The sequence below is a fragment of the Neopusillimonas aromaticivorans genome (assembly GCF_030344915.1).
In the GTDB taxonomy this organism is placed as follows: Bacteria; Pseudomonadota; Gammaproteobacteria; order Burkholderiales; family Burkholderiaceae_B; genus Neopusillimonas; species Neopusillimonas aromaticivorans.
In genome coordinates this window covers 3,039,227-3,061,243 of the sequence record NZ_CP128233.1, presented here as the reverse complement: position 1 = coordinate 3,061,243, position 22,017 = coordinate 3,039,227, and the positions used below count along the sequence as shown (strand labels likewise).

Annotated in this window: 18 protein-coding genes, 1 tRNA gene, 5 pseudogenes and 1 riboswitch; of the genes and pseudogenes, 10 read left to right on the top strand and 14 right to left on the bottom strand. The window is 57.0% G+C overall.

The window, feature by feature from the left end; genetic code table 11:
* Positions 1–7: 7 nt before the first annotated feature.
* The 7 genes and pseudogenes from pheT to N7E01_RS16930 form a co-directional block, all read right to left on the bottom strand.
* Positions 8–2,415, bottom strand: a pseudogene (gene pheT, locus N7E01_RS16960) (phenylalanine--tRNA ligase subunit beta).
* Positions 2,416–2,441: 26 nt separating this feature from the next.
* Positions 2,442–3,464 carry a phenylalanine--tRNA ligase subunit alpha gene (pheS, locus tag N7E01_RS16955; RefSeq protein WP_289173723.1) on the bottom strand — a complete coding sequence of 341 codons (1,023 nt, stop codon included), beginning with the start codon at positions 3,462–3,464 and terminating at the stop codon, positions 2,442–2,444.
* 74 nt (positions 3,465–3,538) lie between these two features.
* The gene (gene rplT / locus N7E01_RS16950; protein ID WP_289173722.1) at positions 3,539–3,898 is read right to left on the bottom strand and encodes a 50S ribosomal protein L20; all 360 of its coding nucleotides are present in this window, start codon (positions 3,896–3,898) and stop codon (positions 3,539–3,541) included.
* Between the two features lie 17 nt (positions 3,899–3,915).
* Positions 3,916–4,113 (bottom strand): 50S ribosomal protein L35, encoded by a 198-nt coding sequence (gene rpmI, locus N7E01_RS16945; protein ID WP_119443091.1) that lies wholly within the window; start codon positions 4,111–4,113, stop codon positions 3,916–3,918.
* A 330-nt stretch (positions 4,114–4,443) separates the two neighbouring features.
* On the bottom strand, positions 4,444–5,943 hold the full coding sequence (locus tag N7E01_RS16940) for a YifB family Mg chelatase-like AAA ATPase (protein WP_289173721.1): 1,500 nt from the start codon (positions 5,941–5,943) through the stop codon (positions 4,444–4,446).
* 243 nt (positions 5,944–6,186) lie between these two features.
* Entirely contained in the window at positions 6,187–6,441 is a 255-nt protein-coding gene (locus N7E01_RS16935; protein WP_434089589.1) for an accessory factor UbiK family protein, read from the bottom strand.
* A gap of 112 nt (positions 6,442–6,553) precedes the next feature.
* Positions 6,554–7,015 (bottom strand): hypothetical protein, encoded by a 462-nt coding sequence (locus N7E01_RS16930; RefSeq protein WP_289173719.1) that lies wholly within the window; start codon positions 7,013–7,015, stop codon positions 6,554–6,556.
* Positions 7,016–7,550: 535 nt separating this feature from the next.
* Between N7E01_RS16930 and N7E01_RS16925 the strand changes: the two are divergent.
* Together N7E01_RS16925 and N7E01_RS16920 are read left to right on the top strand one after the other, a co-directional pair.
* A pseudogene (locus tag N7E01_RS16925) lies at positions 7,551–7,887 on the top strand (P-II family nitrogen regulator).
* Positions 7,888–7,898: 11 nt separating this feature from the next.
* Positions 7,899–9,123: pseudogene (locus tag N7E01_RS16920) on the top strand (ammonium transporter).
* A 113-nt stretch (positions 9,124–9,236) separates the two neighbouring features.
* On the opposite strand, the pseudogene ptsP reads toward N7E01_RS16920, so the two are convergent.
* The 6 genes and pseudogenes from ptsP to thrS all read right to left on the bottom strand — a co-directional run bounded on the left by ptsP (position 9,237) and on the right by thrS (position 15,274).
* Positions 9,237–10,926, bottom strand: a pseudogene (gene ptsP, locus N7E01_RS16915) (phosphoenolpyruvate--protein phosphotransferase).
* An 80-nt stretch (positions 10,927–11,006) separates the two neighbouring features.
* Positions 11,007–11,279 (bottom strand): HPr family phosphocarrier protein, encoded by a 273-nt coding sequence (locus tag N7E01_RS16910; protein ID WP_289173718.1) that lies wholly within the window; start codon positions 11,277–11,279, stop codon positions 11,007–11,009.
* Positions 11,280–11,340: 61 nt separating this feature from the next.
* The gene (locus N7E01_RS16905; protein ID WP_289173717.1) at positions 11,341–11,742 is read right to left on the bottom strand and encodes a PTS sugar transporter subunit IIA; all 402 of its coding nucleotides are present in this window, start codon (positions 11,740–11,742) and stop codon (positions 11,341–11,343) included.
* 3 nt (positions 11,743–11,745) lie between these two features.
* Entirely contained in the window at positions 11,746–12,705 is a 960-nt protein-coding gene (gene gshB, locus N7E01_RS16900) for a glutathione synthase (protein WP_289173716.1), read from the bottom strand.
* A 60-nt stretch (positions 12,706–12,765) separates the two neighbouring features.
* On the bottom strand, positions 12,766–13,338 hold the full coding sequence (gene infC / locus N7E01_RS16895; RefSeq protein ID WP_289175847.1) for a translation initiation factor IF-3: 573 nt from the start codon (positions 13,336–13,338) through the stop codon (positions 12,766–12,768).
* A pseudogene (gene thrS, locus N7E01_RS16890) lies at positions 13,338–15,274 on the bottom strand (threonine--tRNA ligase). The gene infC and the pseudogene thrS overlap by 1 nt, the downstream one beginning before the upstream one ends.
* A gap of 358 nt (positions 15,275–15,632) precedes the next feature.
* Between thrS and N7E01_RS16885 the strand changes: the two are divergent.
* Positions 15,633–15,709, top strand: a tRNA-Val gene (locus N7E01_RS16885).
* Between the two features lie 224 nt (positions 15,710–15,933).
* Positions 15,934–16,215, top strand: a complete 282-nt coding sequence (locus tag N7E01_RS16880; RefSeq protein WP_289173715.1) for a hypothetical protein — start codon at positions 15,934–15,936, stop codon at positions 16,213–16,215.
* A gap of 125 nt (positions 16,216–16,340) precedes the next feature.
* Here N7E01_RS16880 and N7E01_RS16875 read toward each other — a convergent pair whose 3' ends face one another.
* A complete protein-coding gene (locus N7E01_RS16875; protein ID WP_289173714.1) occupies positions 16,341–17,135 on the bottom strand; it encodes a transporter substrate-binding domain-containing protein in 795 nt (264 codons plus the stop codon).
* Positions 17,136–17,652: 517 nt separating this feature from the next.
* Here N7E01_RS16875 and N7E01_RS16870 point away from each other — a divergent pair.
* The 6 genes from N7E01_RS16870 to N7E01_RS16845 all read left to right on the top strand — a co-directional run bounded on the left by N7E01_RS16870 (position 17,653) and on the right by N7E01_RS16845 (position 21,960).
* Entirely contained in the window at positions 17,653–18,003 is a 351-nt protein-coding gene (locus N7E01_RS16870; RefSeq protein WP_289173713.1) for a hypothetical protein, read from the top strand.
* A 287-nt stretch (positions 18,004–18,290) separates the two neighbouring features.
* Positions 18,291–18,971: a metallophosphoesterase family protein gene (locus tag N7E01_RS16865; protein WP_289173712.1), complete on the top strand. Its 681-nt coding sequence runs from the start codon at positions 18,291–18,293 to the stop codon at positions 18,969–18,971.
* Positions 18,881–20,206, top strand: a complete 1,326-nt coding sequence (locus tag N7E01_RS16860; protein WP_289173711.1) for a bifunctional metallophosphatase/5'-nucleotidase — start codon at positions 18,881–18,883, stop codon at positions 20,204–20,206. The genes N7E01_RS16865 and N7E01_RS16860 overlap by 91 nt, the downstream gene beginning before the upstream one ends.
* A gap of 55 nt (positions 20,207–20,261) precedes the next feature.
* Complete coding sequence (locus N7E01_RS16855) at positions 20,262–20,525, top strand: hypothetical protein (RefSeq protein ID WP_289173710.1); 264 nt, start codon at positions 20,262–20,264, stop codon at positions 20,523–20,525.
* 355 nt (positions 20,526–20,880) lie between these two features.
* Positions 20,881–21,091: riboswitch (cobalamin riboswitch) on the top strand.
* 124 nt (positions 21,092–21,215) lie between these two features.
* A complete protein-coding gene (locus tag N7E01_RS16850) occupies positions 21,216–21,503 on the top strand; it encodes a TonB-dependent receptor plug domain-containing protein (RefSeq protein WP_289173709.1) in 288 nt (95 codons plus the stop codon).
* Positions 21,493–21,960: a TonB-dependent receptor plug domain-containing protein gene (locus tag N7E01_RS16845; RefSeq protein WP_289173708.1), complete on the top strand. Its 468-nt coding sequence runs from the start codon at positions 21,493–21,495 to the stop codon at positions 21,958–21,960. Before N7E01_RS16850 ends, N7E01_RS16845 begins: the two co-directional genes overlap by 11 nt.
* Positions 21,961–22,017 lie beyond the last annotated feature (57 nt).

Below are 22,017 nucleotides of genomic sequence, written 5' to 3'. Positions count from 1 at the left end.
TCTCCGGTCAGGCGCGCTGACGAACGCCATGGGTGGTGACCAGGGCATCCAGCAACCGGGCCATGCACTGTTCTACCTGCGCGTCATCCAGTGTGACTGCAGCATCTTGCAGCCAGAACCGCAAGGCCAGGCTGGTCTGCGCATCGGCCTGGGCCTTGTCGCGCCAGACGTCAAACAAACGAATGTCTTTCACGATGGCCAGACTGTCGTCGGCCGCAATAGTCGCCTGCAGGGTCGCCATCAGATCTTGCCACGCCACACTGGCATCCACCCAGACCGCCAGGTCACGAATCACGATGGGCTGACGCGACAGTTCAGCAGGCGCGGGCAAGGCGATTGTGGAAATCGCATCAACATCCACCTCGAAAACTACGGGGGCATGTGCCATATCCAGCTGTTGTGCCCAACGCGGATGCACTTCACCGATCCAGCCTATGGGCTGCCCGTCCAGCAAAAGCTGTGCAGAACGCCCAGGATGCAGGGCCGGGTGGGATGCGGATTTGCAGACCAGGTCAGCCGCACGTGCCCCCAAAGGGCCTCAAGATCACTTTTCACGTCGTAGAAATCAACCGGACGAGTCGGTGCGCCCCACTGCTCGGGCAAGGCCGGCCCCCACGCCGCAGCAGCAATACGCTGTGGCTGGCTGACGCCCTTGACGGTCAGATCACCGTCAGCGACACGGCTGTCGCGGGCAAACACACGACCCAGTTCAAATACCCGCACACGTGACTGTTTGCGGTTGGCATTGTGACGGATATTGGCCAGCAGACCACCGATCAGACTGGAACGCATGACCGCCAGCTGGCTGGCAATCGGGTTCAACAAGCGAATCGGGTCGGCATTACCGGCGTAATTTTGCTCCCAGGCCTCTTCAACAAACGAAAAGTTGATGACTTCCTGATAATCACGCAGTGCCAGGCGCTGGCGCAACAGGTGTGGCCCCTGCAGGGTTTCAGGCTGTACCGCCATGACGGCAGGCGCAACCGGAGCCTGATCAGGGATCTGTTCGAAGCCGTAAACGCGGGCCACTTCTTCAACCAGGTCTTCTTCAATGGCAATATCGAAGCGGAACGAGGGTGGTGTGACACGGAATACCCCGGCGTTCACCTCAAACGGCAACCCCAGGCGCGTGAAAATGTCTTCGACCTGAGCCTGATCAAGGGGTACGCCCAGAATGCGGCGGCAACGGTCAAGACGCATTTCGACAGGATCGCGCTGCGGCAAACGGATAATCTGGTCATCGAGCGGACCCACCTGCCCACCACAAATGTCCACGATCAGGCGCGTCATGATTTCGAGGTCTTCAGGAATGTTCGCGAAATCGACACCCCGTTCAAACCGGTGGCTGGCTTCCGAGCTGAACTTGAAGCGGCGGGCACGGCCCATGATGGCCTCGGGCCACCAGAACGCGCCTTCGAGGTAAATATCGGTGGTATCCAGGGTAACGGCACTGGCATCGCCGCCCATGATACCGGCCAGGCTTTCCAGCTGGTCGCCGCTGGCAATCACGCCGACGTCAGGCTGCAACGCGACGGTTTGTTCGTTCAGCAGCTTGAGTGATTCGCCCGCATTGGCCCAACGCACCGTCAACCCCTGGCTGATGGTGTTCAAATCAAACACATGGGTCGGACGGCCCAGTTCGAGCATGACATAGTTGGAAATATCGACCAGGGCCGAGATGGCGCGTTGCCCTGCCCGCTCAAGCCGGGATTTCATCCAGGCCGGCGTTTGTGCACGCGCATTCACACCACGAATAATACGTCCGGCAAAACGACCGCATAAATCAGGGGCCTGAACCGTCACCGGCAGGCGGTCTTCCAGCGTGACGGGCACCGGCTGATACGGGCGGCGCACCAGCGGTGCGCCTGTAAGCGCCGCCACTTCACGAGCAACGCCCAGAATTGACAGGCAATCGGCACGGTTAGGCGTCAGTTTCAGGGTGAACAAGGTGTCGTCCAGATCGAGCATTTCACGAATCGATTGACCTGGTTGCGCACGGTCGTCCAGTTCCAGCAAACCGGCATGGTCTTCTGACAAGCCCAGTTCGCGAGCCGAGCACAGCATGCCAAACGATTCAACACCGCGCATCTTGACCTTGCCGATTTTCATGCCGCCAGGCAATTCGGCGCCCAGACGGGCAAACGGCACCTTGAGGCCCGCCGCCGCGTTGGGTGCGCCACACACGATCTGCAGCAGCGTGCCGGAGCCGTCATCCACCTGACAGACCCGCAGTTTGTCCGCGTTGGGGTGTGGCGCAATTTCGGTAATGTGACCCACGACAATGCCGCTGAACGGCGGCGCCACGGGCTGGGTTTCTTCAACCTCAAGGCCCGCCATGGTCAGTTGATGCGACAGCGCTTCGGTGCTCAGGTCGGGGTTGGTGAATGAGCGCAGCCAGGATTCGGAAAATTGCATGATTGAGAATGAAATCCGTATTCAGGTTAACGATTGAACTGACGCAGGAAGCGCAGGTCACCTTCGTAGAACTGGCGCAGGTCATTGACCCCGTAGCGCAGCATGGTCAGGCGTTCAAGGCCGGAGCCGAACGCAAAGCCAATGTACTGCTCGGGGTCAAGGCCGAAATTACGGATAACCTCGGGGTGGACCTGGCCGGAACCGGAAATTTCGAGCCAGCGCCCCTGATTGGGGCCGGACGTGAACATCATGTCAATCTCGGCAGAAGGCTCGGTAAACGGAAAGAACGAGGGGCGGAACCGCACGCACAAGTCGTCGGTTTCAAAAAACGCCCGCAGGAAATTGGTGTACACACCCTTCAGATCGGCGAACGAAATGTTGTCGGCAATCCAGAGGCCTTCGACCTGATGGAACATGGGTGAGTGTGTGGCATCGCTGTCAACCCGATAGGTACGGCCGGGCGCAATGACCTTGATGGGTGGTTTGTTCATGCGGGCATAACGCACCTGCATGGGACTGGTGTGTGTACGCAACAAAAACGGCAAGCCTTGCTCATCGTTCATGTCGACATAAAACGTATCTTGCATGGAACGCGCCGGGTGATTTTCCGGGTTGTTCAGGGCAGTAAAGTTGGTCCAATCGTTTTCGATTTCAGGGCCATCAGCCACTTCAAAACCAATCGAACGGAAAATGGATTCAACCCGCTGCCAGGTCTGGATGACCGGGTGAATACCACCCATGCCCGGCCCGCGACCGGGCAATGAGACATCGATCGTTTCAGCCGCCAGCCGCTTGTCCAGTTCGGCCTGAGCCAATTGGGCCCGGCGTTCTGTCAGCAGCGCCTCGACCTGCTGCTTGAGCACATTGATACGTGCCCCTTCGCTACGCTTTTGTTCGGGGTCAAGCTGGGCCAGATTTTTCATCATGGCGGTCAGTGCGCCTTGTTTGCCCAGGAAACGGGCTTTGGCGTTTTCAAGCGCGGTCACGTCAGCAGACTGCGCGAATGCTTCTTGGGCCTGAACGATCAGGTCATCAACCGGGGAAGTCATGAATATCGCTTTTCCAAATACAAACGGAGCCCAGAACGAGCCCCGTTTTTGTCACTACACTGTCGGCAAACCGATCAGGAAGCCAATGCAGCCTTAGCCTGAGCAACGACTGCAGCAAAACCTGCCTTGTCGTGAACAGCCATGTCGGCCAGCACTTTGCGATCGAGCTCGATAGCGGCTTTCTTGGTACCGGCGATGAAGACGCTGTACGTTACGCCCAACTCGCGGCACGCGGCATTGATACGCGTGATCCAGAGGGCGCGGAAAGTGCGCTTCTTGTTGCGACGGTCGCGGTAGGCGTATTGGCCTGCGCGCATGACCGCTTGTTTGGCAACCCGGAATACATTACCGCGGCGACCGCGATAACCTTTGGCTGCTTTGATAACTTTTTTGTGACGAGCGCGGGCGGTAACGCCGCGTTTTACGCGTGGCATAGTCGATCTCCGTTAAATCAAGCGTAAGGCATCATGCTGCGTACGGACGCAACATCTGACTTGTGAACCGCAGCAGAACCGCGCAACTGACGCTTGTTCTTGGTGGTTTTCTTGGTAAGGATGTGGCGCTTGAACGCTTGACCCCGTTTGATCGACCCGCTGCCGCGGACCTGGAAGCGCTTGGCGGCGCCCCGTTTGGTTTTCATTTTAGGCATGGTGATAGCTCTGTTATTTGCGCCTTCAGGTGGTTGCTGTACACCGCACACCTGTTGTACGGCCCGCAACGCTTGCCAACCTGCAAAGCGCGACACACAAACCCCGGCAGGCTAAAGAGTGGCCAGCCAAGGGCGTTTTTTCGCCAAAGGCGAATTCTTTTCTGCAAACCCGTTTGGCAGTTTGGCACTACTGCCAAACCCGATTAATGGCATTACTGCCAAACCTCAAACCTGATAATGGTGCAACTTTCCCTAACCGGTTTTACGAAAAGCCTTTGATTATATGATGTTTTCGTTTGCAAGTCCACTGGCCGGGTTTCGCTTACAACACTACCAGGCAGGCCTGTACTGTGCAGCCTCGAGAACGTGATCCCGCGTCAGAACATCAGGCCCGGCCAGATCAGCCAGGGTACGCGCTACCCGCAAGACCCGGTGAATCACACGACCTGACCAGCTATGCCGCAGCGCAATGTCATCAAGCGCCTGACGCGCCTCGGGCAACAATGAGGCCTGACGTTCCAGCGCACCGCCCGCGAGATCGGCATTCAGGCACCCCTGACGCTGCATCTGCAAGCCTCGGCAGCGTGTGACTCGTTCGCGCACTATCGCCGACGACTCGCCCAAAGGCAAGGATGACCAGCCGCGGCCGACAGCCCCAAGCACCACCTGTAAATCAATGCGATCAAGCAACGGCCCCGATAACCTGGACCGATAATGATCGATGCGATCCGGGGTGCACCGACACGCACGAACGCCATGCCCCAGCCAACCGCAAGGACACGGGTTCATGGCTGCAACCAGCTGGAATCGGGCAGGATACACGACTGAACGCGAGGAACGGGCGATACTGACCGAGCCGGTTTCCAGCGGCTCACGCAGCGACTCCAGCGCCTGGCGACTGAACTCGGGCAACTCATCAAGAAACAACACGCCTCGATGCGCCAGACTGATTTCGCCCGGTCGCGGAATGACGCCACCCCCGACCAGGGCCGCCACCGAACACGAATGGTGCGGCGATCGAAAAGGTGGCGTTAAATCCAGGGGCTGGTTTCGCCCGGCAACCCCCGCCAGCGCCATGGCCTCAAGCGCCTGGGCATGCGACAACGGTGGCAATAATGACGGCAATCGATTGGCCAGCATGCTTTTTCCGGTACCCGGCGGGCCTGACATCAACAGGCTGTGACCACCCGCGGCGGCAATTTCAAGCACACGCCGCGCTACGGCCTGACCGCGCACTTCGGACAAACAATACCCTGTCATATCGGCTGCCTGTAGCGTCTGATAGCCAACCACAGTCAAACCGGACACCCCGGCAAGGTGCGCCGCCACATGGGCCAGACTGTCGGCTGCCAGAACAGTTAACCCGGGAACACTGGCCGCCACATCGGCACAGCGCGCGGGCACGACCAGAATCGCCCCGGGTGTGTCACGCGCTACAGCCAGCGCGATAGCCAGCACGGCATCGATGGAAACGACGGCCCCGGTCAGAGACAGCTCACCGGCAAAGACCAGCCCCGCCATGTCGGTATCATCGGTACACGCGACCTGCCCGGAGGCCAGCAAAATACCCAGAGCAATAGGCAAATCAAACCGCCCCGAGGCCTTGGGCAAGTCGGCCGGCGCCAGATTGACCGTTACCCGGCCTGCCGGAAAATCAAAACCACTGCTGAGAATGGCCGAGCGAACACGATCACGACTTTCACGCACACCCGCACCCGGCAGACCAACCAGGTTGAAGGCCGGAAGCCCCGGACCGACGTGCACTTCGACACGCACCGGCACGGCCTCAAGCCCGAACAAGGCACGGCTGGACACCACTGCAAGCGACATAACCCACCCCCGATACGCGAGCGCGACAGCCGGGAAGCATTCGTTCCTGGCCAAACCATTGACGCGCTGATTGATACCGGTCAGTTTGCCGGAAGGATGGGCGACACGGGAACCCTGCGGGATAAAACGGTCAGACGGGGAAACCCCGAACTAAAGACAGATACTGCGACCAAACCGGGGCAATTAATGCCACCGGACGGACTGCACAGCCCGCCGCATTGACCTGGAAATCAGGCCGGGGACTCAGGCGTCCGGGCCTGTCTCGCTAGTACGTGCCTCAAGCGCCGCCAACCGGGTTTCCAGCGCAGCCACACGTGCCAACGCCTTTTCCAACAGCGCCGCCTGGATGTCAAACTCTTCACGCGTCACCAGATCAAGACGCGTAAACGTTTGGGCCATCATCGCCTTGACGTTGCGCTCGATATCTGCTGCCGGGCTGTTCTTGATCATTTCGGACACATTTTTCTGCAGGTCTTCAAACCAGTCAGTACGATTCATCATGCCTTGCCCCTGAGTAACTATCAAATAGCATCAGTTTAAATAAAAAACGGGCGCATGGTGCGCCCGCCTTGCGGTATCGGCCCCAGACTGACCAGGGCTAATGATGGATTCAGGACTTGACTTCCTCGACCACCTTGTCTGCCGCCTTCTCAGTGCTCTCAACGGCTTTTTCGGTGCCCTCGGCTGTCTTTTCTGCGGCACCGGCAGCGGCCTCTTTCGCCTTGTCAGCCAGCTCGGCGGCACCCGCAGCCGCTTTCCCGGCAGCGTCTTGCGCACTGGTCAAAGCGCCCTGAATTGCCTTGTCGGCATCGGCGGCACCCTGTTTGAGGGCATCACCCACTTTCGCAGCGGCTTCTGCAGCCTGGTCACGGACTTCGGCAGCTTTCTGTGCTGCGGCATCGGTCGCGCTCTGGACGGCCTCTCCAACGGTAGGCTTGTCAACAGGCGCGGGCTGCTCAACGGCAGGTGCTGGCGCGGGCACCGGCGCCGGCTCTTCCTTCGAGCACGCGGCAAGAATACCGGCAGAAGCGATCAAAGCAAGGATGGCCAGATGTTTACGTTGTGTTTTCATGCGTATTCCTGAGTGAAGTTACTGAAGGTCGTTACAATTCTATCGAACCGGGTCAAAAAGTCGACCGTATTAGTGTAAGCCCTAATTACAAAAGCAAGAATTCACCTTAATAAAAACAAGAATAAAGCACCGCATGATAAGGGTTTGAGTCCACAGACGTCCAGACACGGATATACATCACGACACAATACCCCCACAAACCACCCTGGTTTGTTACAAATGCCTCAGCCGCACCAAAGATCTCTTCACCCTGGTGCAAAACCCCATCAAAACAGCACCGTAATGGTGCAATCCGGCTCGCACGCACCACTTACGTACCCAGGCACGCATGACCAGCCCCATTTACGCACCCGTCACAGGCAATGCGCACGGCCGCTGCGTGCCAAATATCGCATCGCCAACGCCGTGTGTAATAAGCGTGCCGATATTACCAATGCCATCCCGCACCGGTCAGGCCAATTGACCGATACGGATCAAAAAACTGGCACGCAAATTGCTTCAGAGGAATCGATCGCCCTCTAAAAGGAAGCACATCATGAAACTCATCACCGCAATCATCAAACCATTCAAGCTGGACGAGGTCAGGAAGCTCTGGCCGAAGTCGGTATTCAAGGCATGACAGTGACTGAAGTCAAAGGGTTCGGACGCCAGAAAGGCCATACCGAACTGTACCGGGGTGCCGAATACACCGTGGACTTCCTGCCCAAACTACGCATCGAACTGGCCGTCACCGACGACCAGGTCGAACGGGCTGTTGAAAGTCTTTGCGCGGCCGCCCACACCGGCAAGATCGGGGACGGAAAGATTTTCGTCACCCCCTTGAACAAGTCATCCGTATTCGCACCGGCGAAGACGGCGATGCCGCCATCTAGGAGTTACTGAAATGAATGCAGCCGATTTTGTATGGGTCAGCGTTTCAACGCTGCTGGTTTTGATGATGGTCGTACCCGCCCTGGCCTTGTTCTACGGCGGTCTGGTGCGCTCCAAGAATGTGCTGTCCGTGCTGGCACAAGTCCTCACCACCTTTTCATTGGCCATTGTGGTCTGGTTCGTCTACGGTTACTCCGTTGCGTTCACTGAAGGCAATGCCTTTTTCGGTGGTTTTTCCCGTCTGTTCTTCAGCGGCATGGCCAACCTGGACACTGGCGAATACGTCATGGCCGGCACGATTCCTGAAATCAGCTTTGCCGCCTTTCAGGCGACATTCGCCGGCATTACCTGCGCACTGATCGTGGGAGGCCTGGCCGAACGCGTCAAATTCTCCGCCGTGATTGTCTTTACCCTGATCTGGGTCACCTTCGCCTACCTGCCCATCGCCCACATGGTCTGGGGCCCCGGCGGATGGCTGCTTGAAAAAGGCGCCCTTGATTTCGCCGGCGGCACTGTCGTGCATATCAACGCAGGCGTTGCCGGACTGGTGGGTGCGTACTACCTCGGCCCGCGCCTGGGCTACGGTCGTGAAGCCATGCCCCCTCACAACCTCCCCATGACCATGATTGGCGGAGCCCTGCTGTGGGTGGGCTGGTTCGGGTTCAACGCTGGCTCGGCGCTCGGCGCCAATGAAACGGCTGCCCTGGCCTTCTTTAATACTTTGGTTGCCACAGCGGCTGCCCTACTGGCCTGGCTGTTGACTGAATGGCTGGTCAAAGGCAAGCCATCCATGCTGGGCGCTGTATCAGGTGCCGTCGCCGGCCTGGTCGGCATCACCCCCGCGGCCGGTCTGGTTGGCCCCGTCGGTGCCCTGGTGATTGGTGTCCTGACCGGTGCTGCGTGTGTGGGGTGTGAATGGCCTGAAACGCATGCTGCGCGCTGACGATTCTCTGGATGTCTTCGGCATTCACGCCCTGGGTGGCATTGTGGGTGCAGTCCTGACCGGCATCCTGAATGCCAAGGCCATGGGCGGTCCCGGCCTGGACAGCGCCGCCGACATCCTGCCCCAGCTCTGGGTTCAGATCGAAGGCATTCTGGTAACGTTCGTCTGGACCGGTATCGTTGCCGTCGTTGCCTACTTCATTGCCGACAAGCTATGCGGCCTGCGCGTCAGCCCGGAAGCCGAGCGCGAAGGCCTGGATATCAGTACTCACGGGGAATCAGCCTACACCCGCTGAAGCGGAAAAATCCGGGCAGAATCTGCCCGGCATTGGCAACTATGCAAAACCGGCCGATGCTACCCGGATCAAATTATCGGGCATCGGCCCATATTTTTATGAGCTACCCAGAATTATCCGGCAGCCAGCGCTGAAAGATCAATACGTTCGGCCCGGTTAAGCGCAGAGGCCACCTTGACACGAAGTGCGTTGGTATGCGACTGACGCACTTCTTTCTTAATATCGAGCAATTGCTGCGGATGCATGGAAAATTCCTTCAGCCCAAGCCCGAGCAGCATGCGGGTCACCTGTGAATCACCCGCCATTTCACCACACACGGCCACCGATTTACCCGCACGGTCGGCGGCGTTGATGGTGTGTGAAATCAGGCGTAATACGGCCGGATGCATCGGGTCGTACAAATCGGCGACCGCATTGTCCGCACGGTCGATGGCCAGCGTGTACTGGATCAGGTCATTGGTACCGATTGACAGGAAATCGAGCTGTTCGACAAACGGTTCAATGGCAATGGCAATGGCAGGAATCTCGACCATGGCGCCAATTTCCACGTGTTCAGCATAGGGTTGACCCCGCTCATCGAGCTCTTTGCGGGCGTGATCCAGTGCCCGCTTGACCGCATGCACTTCGTGCATGTGAGAAATCATGGGTACCAGAATACGTACCCTGCCGTGTGCCGATGCCCGCAGCAGCGCGCGCAGCTGGGTGCGGAAAAGATCCGGATTTGCCAGACAATAGCGAATGGCCCTCAGCCCCAACGCCGGGTTGGTGGCCACTGTAGTATCACCGTCAAGGGTTTTGTCGGAACCAATATCGAGCGTGCGAATCGTGACCGGACGCCCCTGCATGGTTCTGACCACCGTGGCGTACGCCTCGTATTGCTCTTCTTCATCGGGCAGGCTTTCCCGGCCCATGAACAAAAACTCGCTGCGAAACAGGCCAATGCCATCAGCACCGGCTGCCAGAGCCTGCACGGCCTCTTCAGGCAGCTCGATGTTGGCCTCAAGCATGATGCGAACGCCATCAAGGGTTACCGCCTCGGCGTCGCGCAGCAGCGCAAGCGCGGCACGGTCATCCGCATACGCTTCCTGCCGCCGGCGATACTGCTCAAGCACGAATGCCGGCGGGTTGACCAGCACCGCACCCGTCATGCCATCGACAATCAGCAAATCACCGTCACGTACGAGCGAGCGGATATTCCCCATACCCACCACTGCGGGTACATTCATGCTGCGCGCCACGATAGCGGTATGCGAGGTCGGCCCCCAGGTCGGTCAGGAATGCACCAAAGTGGGCCCCACGCAATCGCAGCATATCGGCAGGGGAAATATCCCGCGCCACAACGATCAGTTCGCCCGCCTGCGCCGATTCAAAATCGGGCAAAACCACCGGCCGACCCGACAACACCCGCAAGACGCGCTCGATGACTTGACGGATGTCTGCCCCACGTTCACGCAGATACTCGTCTTCCATGCCCGCAAACTGTTCGGCCAGCGTTTGCCCCTGGGTTGTCAGGGCCCATTCGGCGTTATACAACCGTTCTGCAATCAGCAAACACGCCTGATCTGACAACATGCGATCAGCCATCAGCATGCAATGTACCGTCAACAACGGGCCCATTTCACGCGGCGCATCGTCGGGCAAATGATCAATCATGTACTGCAGCTCGCCTTGAGCTTGCAACAATGCCTCTTTCAGGCGCTGGCATTCGGCTTCAACGTCTTCAGGCTGAATCCGGTAATGAACCACCTCGAGGGCCGCTGCGCCCATGACTACCGCACGCCCGATCGCGTAACCTCGCACCACCGCCTGACCCCGCAGGCACAGCATGGTATTGAGCGAACCGGAAACCGACGCAGCTGGATGATTCATGATGGAACCTGACGTTACTGGCCTTCGCCAAATTTGTTGTCAAACAAAGCCTTGATTTCGGCCAGCGCCGCATCGGCATCGGCACCCTCGGCATCGACGGTGACCGTAACCCCCAAACCCGCCGCCAGCATCATGACACCCATGATGCTTTTGGCATTGACGCGCTGGCTACCACGCGCAATGAAAATTTCGGTTTGCGCAAAACGCGACGCGAGCTGCGTCAGTTTGGCGGCAGCCCGCGCGTGCAGGCCAAGTTTGTTGCTGATGACAATATCAATAGACGGCATAGTAATTATTCTGTTCAGATAAGCCAGGACGCACGAACGAGAAGCGCGTTCATGCTAAATATTAAGACGGGTCACCAGCACACACAATACCCCGCGTGGCTGCGGCACGCACAGCACGCAGAAATGCACGAAAATCATCACGCGGCGCCGTAAGCGCCTTGAGCACCATACACAAATTGGCACCGGCCATCACTTCAACTTCAAAACCATCAGAGCGTGCCAGTTCCATCGCCTTGCGTGCGGCATTGAATGGCGAAGCACCGAAAATATCACACAACACCAGCGTGGGCACACCCGGAGTCGCGGTCAGTGTGTCGACGATTTCAACCAGGCGTTTATCGGGCATGTCTGTGGCCACAATATCGAAAACGTCAAGCACGGGTTCCTGACCCAGGATATGGCGGGCGCACGACGCCAGCGCCGAGGCCAACGGATCGTGCATGACCAATACGATACGGGTCATGACCTAGACCCCGGCCGCCCGCTCAAGGGCTTGCGCAAAACAATCGGCAACATCAAAGCCGGTTTGCTCGGTAATTTCGACAAAACAGGTCGGACTGGTGACATTGACTTCAGTCAGATAATCGCCAATGACATCCAGACCAACCAACAGCAACCCACGCTTGCGCAGGATCGGACCGAGTGTTTCGGCAATGTGGCGATCTCGCTCAGACAGCGGTTGAGCCACCCCACGCCCACCCGCCGCCAGATTGCCGCGTGTTTCACCCGCCAGCGGAATACGCGCCAGCGCATAGGGAACGGGTTGACCGTCAATGATCAGGATACGCTTGTCACCATTGACGATCTCGGGAATATAGCGCTGCGCCATAATGGTGCGCTGCCCGTTCACCGTCAGTGTTTCAAGAATAGCCCCCAGATTGGGCTCTTCAGGCTGAATGCGGAAAATACCCATGCCACCCATGCCATCGAGCGGCTTGACGATGATGTCACGGTAACGGGTATGGAATGCACGCAAACGCGCGTTGTCTGCAGTGACCAGCGTGGGAGACGTGAACTGCGAGAATTCCGTGATCGCCAGCTTTTCAGGGTGGTTGCGAATGGCCGACCCCGAATTGAACACTTTTGCGCCCTGCTGCTGCGCAAATTCAAGCAAATGGGTGGAATACACATATTCCATGTCAAACGGCGGGTCTTTGCGCATAACCACGGCATCAAACGTTGTCAGGGCGTGTTCAGCCTTGACGCCACAAGCCACCCACCAGTCTTTGCCATGCAAGTCTGCACCGGCCACCAGATCAATGGCCGAACTGTTGGCCATGACCACGCCTTCATCAATGTACAGGTCACCCTGCAGCGCAACACTGATCGAATGCCCCCGCGCGCACAGCGCACGCATCATGGCGACCGAAGAATCTTTATAGGCCTTGAGCGACGGCAAGGGATCGATAATGAAGAGAACGTGCATGAGGTACCTGCGAAAACAAACCCCACCAGACAGCGCCTGGTGGGGATGCATGACAATAGATCAGGAGGCTGAATCGCCCTTCTGCGGCGCTTTCTTGCGTGGCGCCAGAACCATAACCATTTGGCGGCCTTCGAGCTTGGGCATGGCTTCGACCTGACACATTTCGGTCAGGTCATCGCGAATGCGTTCGAGCACACGCATACCCAGTTCCTGGTGGGCCATTTCACGGCCACGGAAACGCAAGGTGACCTTGGCCTTGTCACCGTCTTCGATGAACCGCTTGAGGTTACGCAGCTTGACCTGGTAATCACCTTCGTCGGTACCCGGGCGGAATTTGACTTCCTTGACCTGAATAACCTTTTGCTTGGACTTGGCTTCAGCCAGACGCTTTTGTTCCTGGTACTTGAACTTGCCGTAATCCATCAATCGGCAAACAGGCGGCTCGGCGTTTGGCGCAATTTCGACCAAATCCACTTCGTGTTCTTCAGAAAGCTGCAGTGCATCAGCTATTTTTACGATGCCCAGCTGTTCACCGTCGACGCCAATCAGTCGCACCTCGGGAACACGAATTTCACCGTTGATGCGATGGTTTTTATCGGTTGCGATATCTAGAACTCCTTGGTAATTAACAATTATTCCTGCCCGGTCTGACGCCGGGAGGCGATATCATTTTGCAGACGACCGGCAAAATCTTGCAAGGGCATGACACCCAGATCGACGTTACCGCGACTGCGAACCGCCACCGTGCCGTTATCGCGTTCTTTTTCGCCAACGACAAGAATGTACGGAATTTTTTGCATACTGTGCTCACGGATTTTACGAGTGATTTTTTCACCACGCAAATCTGCTGACACTCGCAGGCCTTGCTGCTTGAGCTTTTGCACCACTTCTGTGGCGTAATCGGCATAGTTTTCAGAAATACAACACACCACCGCCTGCTCGGGAGCCAGCCACGGAGGCATGGCGCCGGCGTGATTTTCAATAAGAATACCGATGAACCGTTCGAACGAACCCAAAATGGCCCGGTGCAGCATGACCGGGGTCTTGCGCTGGTCGGACGCGTCAACGTATTCGGCACCCAGACGCGCTGGCATGGAGAAGTCAACCTGAATGGTGCCGCACTGCCAATGACGGCCGATGGCGTCTTTCAGGGTGTATTCGATTTTCGGGCCATAGAAGGCGCCGTCCCCTTCGCTGACTTCATAGGTACAACCGGTACGATTGAGACTTTCCATCAGGGCCTGCTCGGCCTTGTCCCAGACCTCATCGCTGCCAATGCGCTTTTCGGGGCGCGTTGCGACCTTGTACAAGATTTCGGTAAACCCGAAATCGGCATAGACCTTTTGCAGCAATGCGGTAAACGCAGCGCACTCGTCTTGCAACTGATCTTCAGTACAGAAAATGTGGCCGTCGTCCTGGGTAAACCCGCGCACGCGCATCATGCCGTGCAACGAACCCGAAGGTTCATTACGATGACACTGACCGAATTCACCATAGCGAATCGGCAATTCACGATATGAATGCAACCCCGCGTTGTAAATCTGGACGTGACCCGGGCAGTTCATGGGCTTGAGGCCGTAAACCCGGTTCTCAGACTCGGTCGTGAAAATATGCTCGGAATAATTGTCCCAGTGGCCGGTTTTTTCCACATCGACAGATCAAGAATTTGCGGTGCCTTGATTTCCTGGTAGCCGTTGTCGCGGTAGACGGCACGCATGTACTGCTCAACCTGCTGCCACAGGGTCCAGCCCTTGGGGTGCCAGAAAATAAGGCCCGGCGCCTCTTCCTGGAAATGGAAGAAATCGAGCTCACGCCCCAGCTTGCGATGGTCGCGCTTTTCGGCTTCTTCGAGCATGGTCAGGTAGGCCTGCTGCTCTTCTTTGGTAGCCCATGCCGTACCGTAAATGCGCTGCAGCATTTCGTTTTTGCTGTCACCGCGCCAGTAGGCACCGGCCACGCTCATCAGCTTGAAAACCTTCAGCTTGCCCGTTGACGGCACGTGAGGGCCGCGACACAAGTCAATGAAATCACCTTCGCGATACAGGCTGATGGGCTCATTGGACGGAATCGAGGCAATGATCTCGGCCTTGTACGCTTCGCCAATGCTTTTGAAAAACTCGACGGCATCGTCACGCAACCATTCTTCACGCGTGACCACCTCGTCTTTGCGCGCCAGCTCGGTCATTTTCTTTTCAATGGCCAGCAGGTCTTCAGGCGTAAACGGACGCTTGTACGAAAAGTCGTAATAAAAGCCGTTATCGATGACCGGACCGATGGTGACCTGCGCATCGGGGAACAATGTTTTAACCGCATACGCCAGCAAGTGCGCTGTCGAGTGCCGGATAAGATCAAGACCGTCGGGGTCTTTGGCCGTTACGATCGCCAGCTGTGCGTTGCGATCAATGACATAACTGGTGTCAACCAGCGTGCCATCTGCACCGTCAAAGGTCACGCGCCCAGCAAGGGCTGCCTTGCCCAAGCCTGCGCCAATAGAATGAGCAACATCACTAACCGAGACCGGACCGGGAAAGTCGCGCTGCGACCCGTCGGGCAACGTAATCTGAACCATAGAATTTCCTGACGAAAAAACGCGGCACCCGCCGCGTTTTCTTGATTATGCTGGTTGAACACCCTGCCGCGTTAACGACAAGCATGCGAATGACCGAGTGTAGCTTCTTAGTGTAACATCACCGCCCTGCAAGAATTGCACAGAAAATAGTTTGCGTGTCGGGTTGGGAAATTCGGCCCGGGTTGGGAAATCAGGCTTTTTATAAGCGAATCTTTTCCTTGGGTCTGCTTGATTTCTGCTTGACGCCTACCTGATTTCTGCCTGACTCCCCTTTCAGGTCAATAAATATTCATTTCAGGCAAAAAATTTTCGCATTGCTTGACACACGAATAATTTTTGGGTTATAGTTTTGTTCTTCAGGCGGTTAGCTCAGTTGGTTAGAGCGCTACGTTGACATCGTAGAGGTCGCTGGTTCGAATCCAGTACTGCCTACCAAACATACATTTCAGAGCTTTCACCTTAAAGCTCCGAAACTTAAAAACCCGCACAGCGCTTTGCTTTGCGGGTTTTTTATTGTTTTCCATCCTCACCCCAACAACGACACCGGGATAACGGCCATTTACAAAGCCGTGCTATTTGTACTAGCATTCAGATCCATAAAGATACAAAATGACGTAAGCAGTCATTTTCTGAATTGCCATCTTCAAACGGGAGGCCTGATGTCGTTTCTGAAAAACTTGCTGTCTTTGTTGCAGAAATCACCGGAAAGCCAGAAAAAAATCACCGAAGACGATATCCGAGGTGACGACACACGGATGGCCGTATCCGCACGGGGCGAAAAGCTCAAAGACGTGCCCGGCATGAAGCCAAAGGTTACCCGCACCAGCGTTGTCCGAAGTGTCAACCAGCGCCTTGAAAATGAAAACGAAAGAAAACGTCAGGTGATGCAACAATTGCTGCACGACCTCAATAGAAAAAAGCCTGATCCACGTCAGGCTTGATCAGCGGTGTCAGGCTTTACAGCGATAAACCCTTTTGGAGAAAAAGGCCGTCGATTGCCGCATCATTCCCGCTTGGGGCCGACCAGCCGGGTGCCCGGCACCCGCGAGCCAATCGGACACCAGAATTACGGATTACGCACCAGCGCACCGATGCCACCCGTGTAATACGAGTCAGAAAACAGTATTTTTTCTGAACGCTCAGGTGAAATGGTGATACAGGCCCCGATCAAGTCAACCTTGCCGGCAAGCAGCGCGGGAATCAATTCACCAAACCCCATATTGACGATCTCGAGGGTTTTGCCCTGCTGCTGGGCAATGCGATGGGCCAGTTCAATATCGAAACCGGTAACCTGCTGCCTGGCATCAACAAACGAAAACGGCTCGGTGACCGCCGCCGTTCCCAGGCGCAACACCCCGTTTTTACCGGTCAACGGTATTTCAGGCATGACCGCCGGGGCACCACTGTCGGGCAACCAGCGCTTGCGCATGGCCGCATAAACACCGTCTTTCCGAAGTGCCGCAAGAACCGTATCAATCGACTGTTTCAGGGCAGCATCACCCGGCCGAACACCAAACCCGTATTCATCTACCGTTAGCATTTCCGGCAGCACCACCAGTTCACCGGCACTTTTAGCCGCAATGTTTTTCAGAATTGGCTCATCATAGGCAACCACATCAACCTTACCCGCCCCAAGCGCCGCAGCCGCATCAGAAACACTACGGTAGTACTCGAATTTTGCCTGCGGAAACCGGGATGAAACCAGCTTGTCGGCAATGGTGCCCTCGGGAACGGCAAATGTCTTTTCTGCAAACGTGGATAACGAAGGCAGTTCAGCTGCCACCGCCTGGCCCGACACAGCGATAAATGAGGCCGCTGCCAAAACTACGCGGATCGGGTTCAAATACGTTCTGAAATTCATGTGAGATGCTCCGAAATGTGTCAATGGAATGAGCCTGGGGTTAGCCTAAAATGACAGCAGGCGTTGTTTGCCGCAATAATTTTGCTCTGTGGAACACGCAAATCTCATGATAAATGAAATAACACGGCTGTGAGTTACCGGCAAAACGCAACAAATGCGTCTTGACCGATTAATCAGGATACAAATACATGGACATCAACATGCACATTGCCTCACGGGTGTTAGTCCATTCAACCATGCCACGTTGATCCATTCGTACCTTTGCGAATAGCCGCCAAATGAGCGCCTCGATACAGTAGCCCTACGTGCTGCCAGCTTGGTGGCCATCGGAAGGAGCAACCATGGATCTGTGGCGACGACTGGAAACATGCACAAGGGGTTCGGGCTTCAGGCTGGCCGAGCTTGTGCCAGACCCCGACACGGCGGACCGGATGAAGGCTGGGGCTGGGTCAGCAAGCTGGTATTGGCTAAACTATTGAAATATTGGAGCTATAGCGTTAACCAGCGGTTTCAGCTGATGCTGGTCACTGATACCCTGCTGACCTTGCCCGAACCGCTGGAAGACGCCTTTTACGACGCCGCCCAGCATATCGAGGATGAACACACCATGGAACGACTCAACAGCTTTCAACGCGTACGCCTGCGCCGTGAAAAACAGGCCTCTGAAGAAATCGGCATGCAAAAAGGCAAAGAACAAGGTGTCCACACCGGAATTGCAGGCATGCTTCATGCTCAACTGCAACAAAAATTTGGTGACCTGCCCGACTGGGTAAATCAGCGGCTGCAGCACGCCGACACCACCGTGCTGCAGCACTGGGTCGTCCGCATTATTCACGCCCAATCGCTGCACGACGTGTTCGAGTCCTGAACCTGTCATTTCAACACCTATTCCCCGCACCGGCTATGTGTGAACCGTGATGCTTTAAGTGGCGACAACATGCGACAACATTACATTCGCGCACCGCTCACCCGGTAACTGTAGGGCGGTGCACCCGATCGATGCAGCGAATTTTATCCTGAAGCACGGCTACTGCTACCAATACCCACTGACGGCATAAAAATCAGATCAAACTGGCTTCAGGTATTCTTTCACCTATCCCACCTTGCCACAGCCCTTCAATGATTCGCACCTCCCTTCTCTGCCTTGTCACCGCCTTGTCCCTGGCAGGCTGCGCACATAACCTGCCTCAGACCCCCGAACCCGTCAGCGTCAAACTGATCGCCATCAACGACTTTCATGGTCGGCTGACGGTTGACCCGAATGACACGGCCGCAACAGTCGCTGTTAAAGAAAACGATGCAGCCAAGCGTGTGTTCGCCGGTGGGGCGGCCTACCTGGCCACCCTGGTGGCCCAACTGCGAGCCCAGGCGCCCCATTCTGTTTTTGTCTCGGCCGGTGACAACATCGGTGCGGCCCAATCCATATCCGTACTGACGTCGGAAGAAGCGTCGATTGACGTGCTTAACACGATGGGGCTGGAACTCAGTGCCACCGGAAACCACGAGTTTGATGCCGGCAAAGACGAACTGCTGCGCATGCAATATGGGGGCTGCCGGACCAACCCTCCCCCGGGAAATCAACCTGTCTGGTCAGCAACCCGTCAACCCCTGACGGCAAATTTGGCGGTGCCCGCTTCACGTATCTGGCCGCTAACGTCATTGATGAGGCAACCGGTAAAACGCTGTTCGATGCTACCCATGTCAAAAAATTCGGCACGGCCAGCATCGGATTCATCGGCGTCACCTTGCAGGCCACGCAGAAATCAACACGCGGCGCGGCGGGCCTTGGCTTTCTGGATGAAACCGACACCATCAACCGGTACGCCGCAACGTTAAAGCAGAAAGGGGTTGATGCTATTGTCGTGCTGATTCACCAAGGCGGCCAGACCAAAGCGTCATACATCAACGACACGACTTGCCCCGGGATGACCGGGCCGCTGCAACCGATTGTGGCCCAGCTGCGTCATGTCGATGTCGTCATCAGCGCACACACGCACCACGAATATCTTTGCACTGACCCTGCGACAGGCATCTTGTACACCTCGGCGGGATACTATGGTCGACTGGTCACCGACATCGATCTGAAAATCGTGCCGGGTCAGGGCGTCATCGAAAAAACCGCACGTACCCTGCCGGTCATCAACGCCCTGAATACGCCACAGACCCTGCCATCGGGCCATGCCGTACTCACCGAACACCCGGCAACCCGCCAGGTCATTGACGCCTATGACCAGGAAACCTCAAAACTGTTGAACGAGGTCAAGGGGTATATGGGTACCCCGCTAAGCAACTGCCGCGGCGCCCAAAGCATCGAAACGCCACTTGGAAATGTCGTGGCCGATGCCTTTCTTGACAGCTACCTTGCCCGCGACAAATCAGCGCGTAACGTGGTTGCCTTCATGAACCCGGGTGGCATACGTGCCTCACTGCCCAGACCGGATGACGGAGCCGTCACCTTTGGCGCCCTGACCCATGTCTTGCCCTTTGGCAACCGCCTTGTCTATGTCGACCTTACCGGCAAACAGCTCAAACGCTTGCTGGAACAGCAATGGGAAGCGGCCAACTGCAAAAGCAAGGCGCTGACAGCTACCCCCATTTGCGGGCGCCTGCTGCAACCCGCCCGTACCCTGCGTTACACCTGGGACTGGCAACGCGGCCAGGGCAAACCCAACGGTCAGGGCAACCTGCTGGTGTCTGCCGAAGTGCTGGACCTGGCCAGCAAGCGCTGGAACCCGGTGACAGATGACCAGATTTACCGTGTTGTTACCAATGAATATCTGGCTGACGGCGGTGACCGGTTCACGATCTTCAAAGGCGTCGAAAAACACAATACCGGCCACTATGAAATCCAGGCGCTGGCTGACTACTTCGGAAAAACCTTGCCGTCGTCTGCATCTGAACGCAGCAACAAATCCTCGCCTTCAGTCTCGATTAGCCCGATTGATAAAACCGTGACTACAGACATGTCCGCCGCACTGCAACCGCCAAAAGCGCGAATCACCTGCAGAAATTGTCCTGAAACGGCACCCGCCGATGCTGCGTTGTGTGAAGCTTTACCCGATATGCGATAGCTTCCAGAGGCTTCCAAGGCAAACGGCTACAATGGGAAGCTTACCTAGGAGCATTATGTTAGAACTTCAGCCCGGCGCACGGGCGTACCTTACGGAAATCAAAGCACTCTCGACCGATGAAGACGGAAAAGAACGGTTCGTCGGGCTCACAACAACAGAGTCAATCTGGTATCACGACTATGTTCGGGCCTCTTTCAGCGGGACGGCTGATCGGGCCGCGGTATCCGAAGCCAAGTATTTGGCGCTGCACGACAAGCATGAAGAGATGCGAAGAACGGTCCTGGCCGGCGATTCGCTCATGCGTGCAGAAAACGTCTGAAATTCAAGCCCGGCTTTCCCTTTCAGCCTTCAGCTTTCAGTTCACTGAATAACTGCTAGTCCCTGGCCATTCCGGCCAAAATCACGTACCCCGCGCGGGTGGGGGTGGGGTGGACACAAGGGCTTGAGCCCGCCGCCTTGGGGACCATGGGCGGGGAGGCAAGGGCGCGGTGTCTGAGCCGGCGCTTTCGACCCACCGGGTCGAGCCGGCGAGTTTAGCGCCCGCCCCGGCCACGGCCCACAAGGCGGGAAGTCCCGAAGGGACCGGGCTCTGTCCGCAGGGCTCACCCCACCCCCACCCGCGCAGCGCACGCAACAACGACACGCATGCCCAAAGCACCCCGGTTCACCCATGTATAATCCACCCCGTTTCAGGTGCTGTCATCACCACGATGACAGTTAAACGGGAAAGCGGTGCGTCTTTAGCCAACACAAAGACCAACCCGCTGCTGCCCCCGCAACGGTAAACAAGTGCGGGCACGCCACAATGCCACTGGGCTTCACCCCCGGGAAGGCGGCGCGTCAAGACTTGTGAGCCCGGATACCGGCCTGTAAACCACACGGCAACATGTCACGGGGACCTGACACCGGCTGTCACGGCCCGTCTGCGCCGTCATGGTCAGTTACATACCCTTGGCATGTCCACTCACACACAACGGCATGCGGGGTCGCTTGCCGCAAAGGGAACACCATGACCATTCGCCACACCCCATTGGCAGCCCTGCTGTCGATGGCGCTTTTCACATCGGCCAACGCAGAACGCCTGCTGGAACCCATCGTCGTCACCGCGTCACGCTTCGAGTCGGCCAAACAAGACCAACCGATTGCCACCCAGGTCATCACCGCCGACGACATTCGTGACAGCACCGCTACCAATGTCTCTGAAGTTCTGAACAAACTGGGCGGCGTCTACACCCGCATCAACTTCACCGGCCTGCCAGACTCCCCTGGACCTGCGCGGATTCGGCATGACCGGTGACCAGAACACCCTGGTCCTGCTCAACGGCCAGCGCCTGAGTGACTTCGAAGGCGGCACCGCACGCCTGTCTTCCATCCCCATCGAATCCATCGAACGCATTGAAATCCTGCGCGGATCCGGAGCTGTTCAATACGGCAGCGGTGCCACCGCCGGTACCATCAACATCATCACCAAATCGCCCATCGGCAGCCCCTGGGCGGCTACCTGTTCGGCCAGGCCGGCAGCCACAACTCACGCGATGCGCGCGGCGGCATCCAGGTCGGTGGTGAACACTGGGGCATGCGGCTTGACGCCCAGCATTACGAATCCGACAACTATCGGGACAAAAACCGTGCCAAAACCGATAACGTCAGCGGCGAACTGCGATTCGGCAACCAGAAAGACTATGTTGCCCTGTCATTTACCGCTGACAACCAGAAAACCCGCCTGCCTGGCGCCCGCACTGAAGCGGAGCTGAAGACGGACCGGCGCGGCACACGCAACCCCGACGACTATCTGAACAGTCGTGGCCACC

Coding starts and splice junctions, on each gene's coding strand:
- pheS (WP_289173723.1), bottom strand. CDS start 3,464: ATGACTTCCCCGGTTGATGACCTGATCGTTCAGGCCCAAGAAGCATTC.
- rplT (WP_289173722.1), bottom strand. CDS start 3,898: ATGCCACGCGTAAAACGCGGCGTTACCGCCCGCGCTCGTCACAAAAAA.
- rpmI (WP_119443091.1), bottom strand. CDS start 4,113: ATGCCTAAAATGAAAACCAAACGGGGCGCCGCCAAGCGCTTCCAGGTC.
- N7E01_RS16940 (WP_289173721.1), bottom strand. CDS start 5,943: ATGTCGCTTGCAGTGGTGTCCAGCCGTGCCTTGTTCGGGCTTGAGGCC.
- N7E01_RS16935 (WP_434089589.1), bottom strand. CDS start 6,441: ATGAATCGTACTGACTGGTTTGAAGACCTGCAGAAAAATGTGTCCGAA.
- N7E01_RS16930 (WP_289173719.1), bottom strand. CDS start 7,015: ATGAAAACACAACGTAAACATCTGGCCATCCTTGCTTTGATCGCTTCT.
- N7E01_RS16910 (WP_289173718.1), bottom strand. CDS start 11,279: ATGCCGTCTATTGATATTGTCATCAGCAACAAACTTGGCCTGCACGCG.
- N7E01_RS16905 (WP_289173717.1), bottom strand. CDS start 11,742: ATGACCCGTATCGTATTGGTCATGCACGATCCGTTGGCCTCGGCGCTG.
- gshB (WP_289173716.1), bottom strand. CDS start 12,705: ATGCACGTTCTCTTCATTATCGATCCCTTGCCGTCGCTCAAGGCCTAT.
- N7E01_RS16880 (WP_289173715.1), top strand. CDS start 15,934: ATGTCGTTTCTGAAAAACTTGCTGTCTTTGTTGCAGAAATCACCGGAA.
- N7E01_RS16875 (WP_289173714.1), bottom strand. CDS start 17,135: ATGAATTTCAGAACGTATTTGAACCCGATCCGCGTAGTTTTGGCAGCG.
- N7E01_RS16870 (WP_289173713.1), top strand. CDS start 17,653: ATGCTGGTCACTGATACCCTGCTGACCTTGCCCGAACCGCTGGAAGAC.
- N7E01_RS16855 (WP_289173710.1), top strand. CDS start 20,262: ATGTTAGAACTTCAGCCCGGCGCACGGGCGTACCTTACGGAAATCAAA.
- N7E01_RS16850 (WP_289173709.1), top strand. CDS start 21,216: ATGACCATTCGCCACACCCCATTGGCAGCCCTGCTGTCGATGGCGCTT.
- N7E01_RS16845 (WP_289173708.1), top strand. CDS start 21,493: ATGACCGGTGACCAGAACACCCTGGTCCTGCTCAACGGCCAGCGCCTG.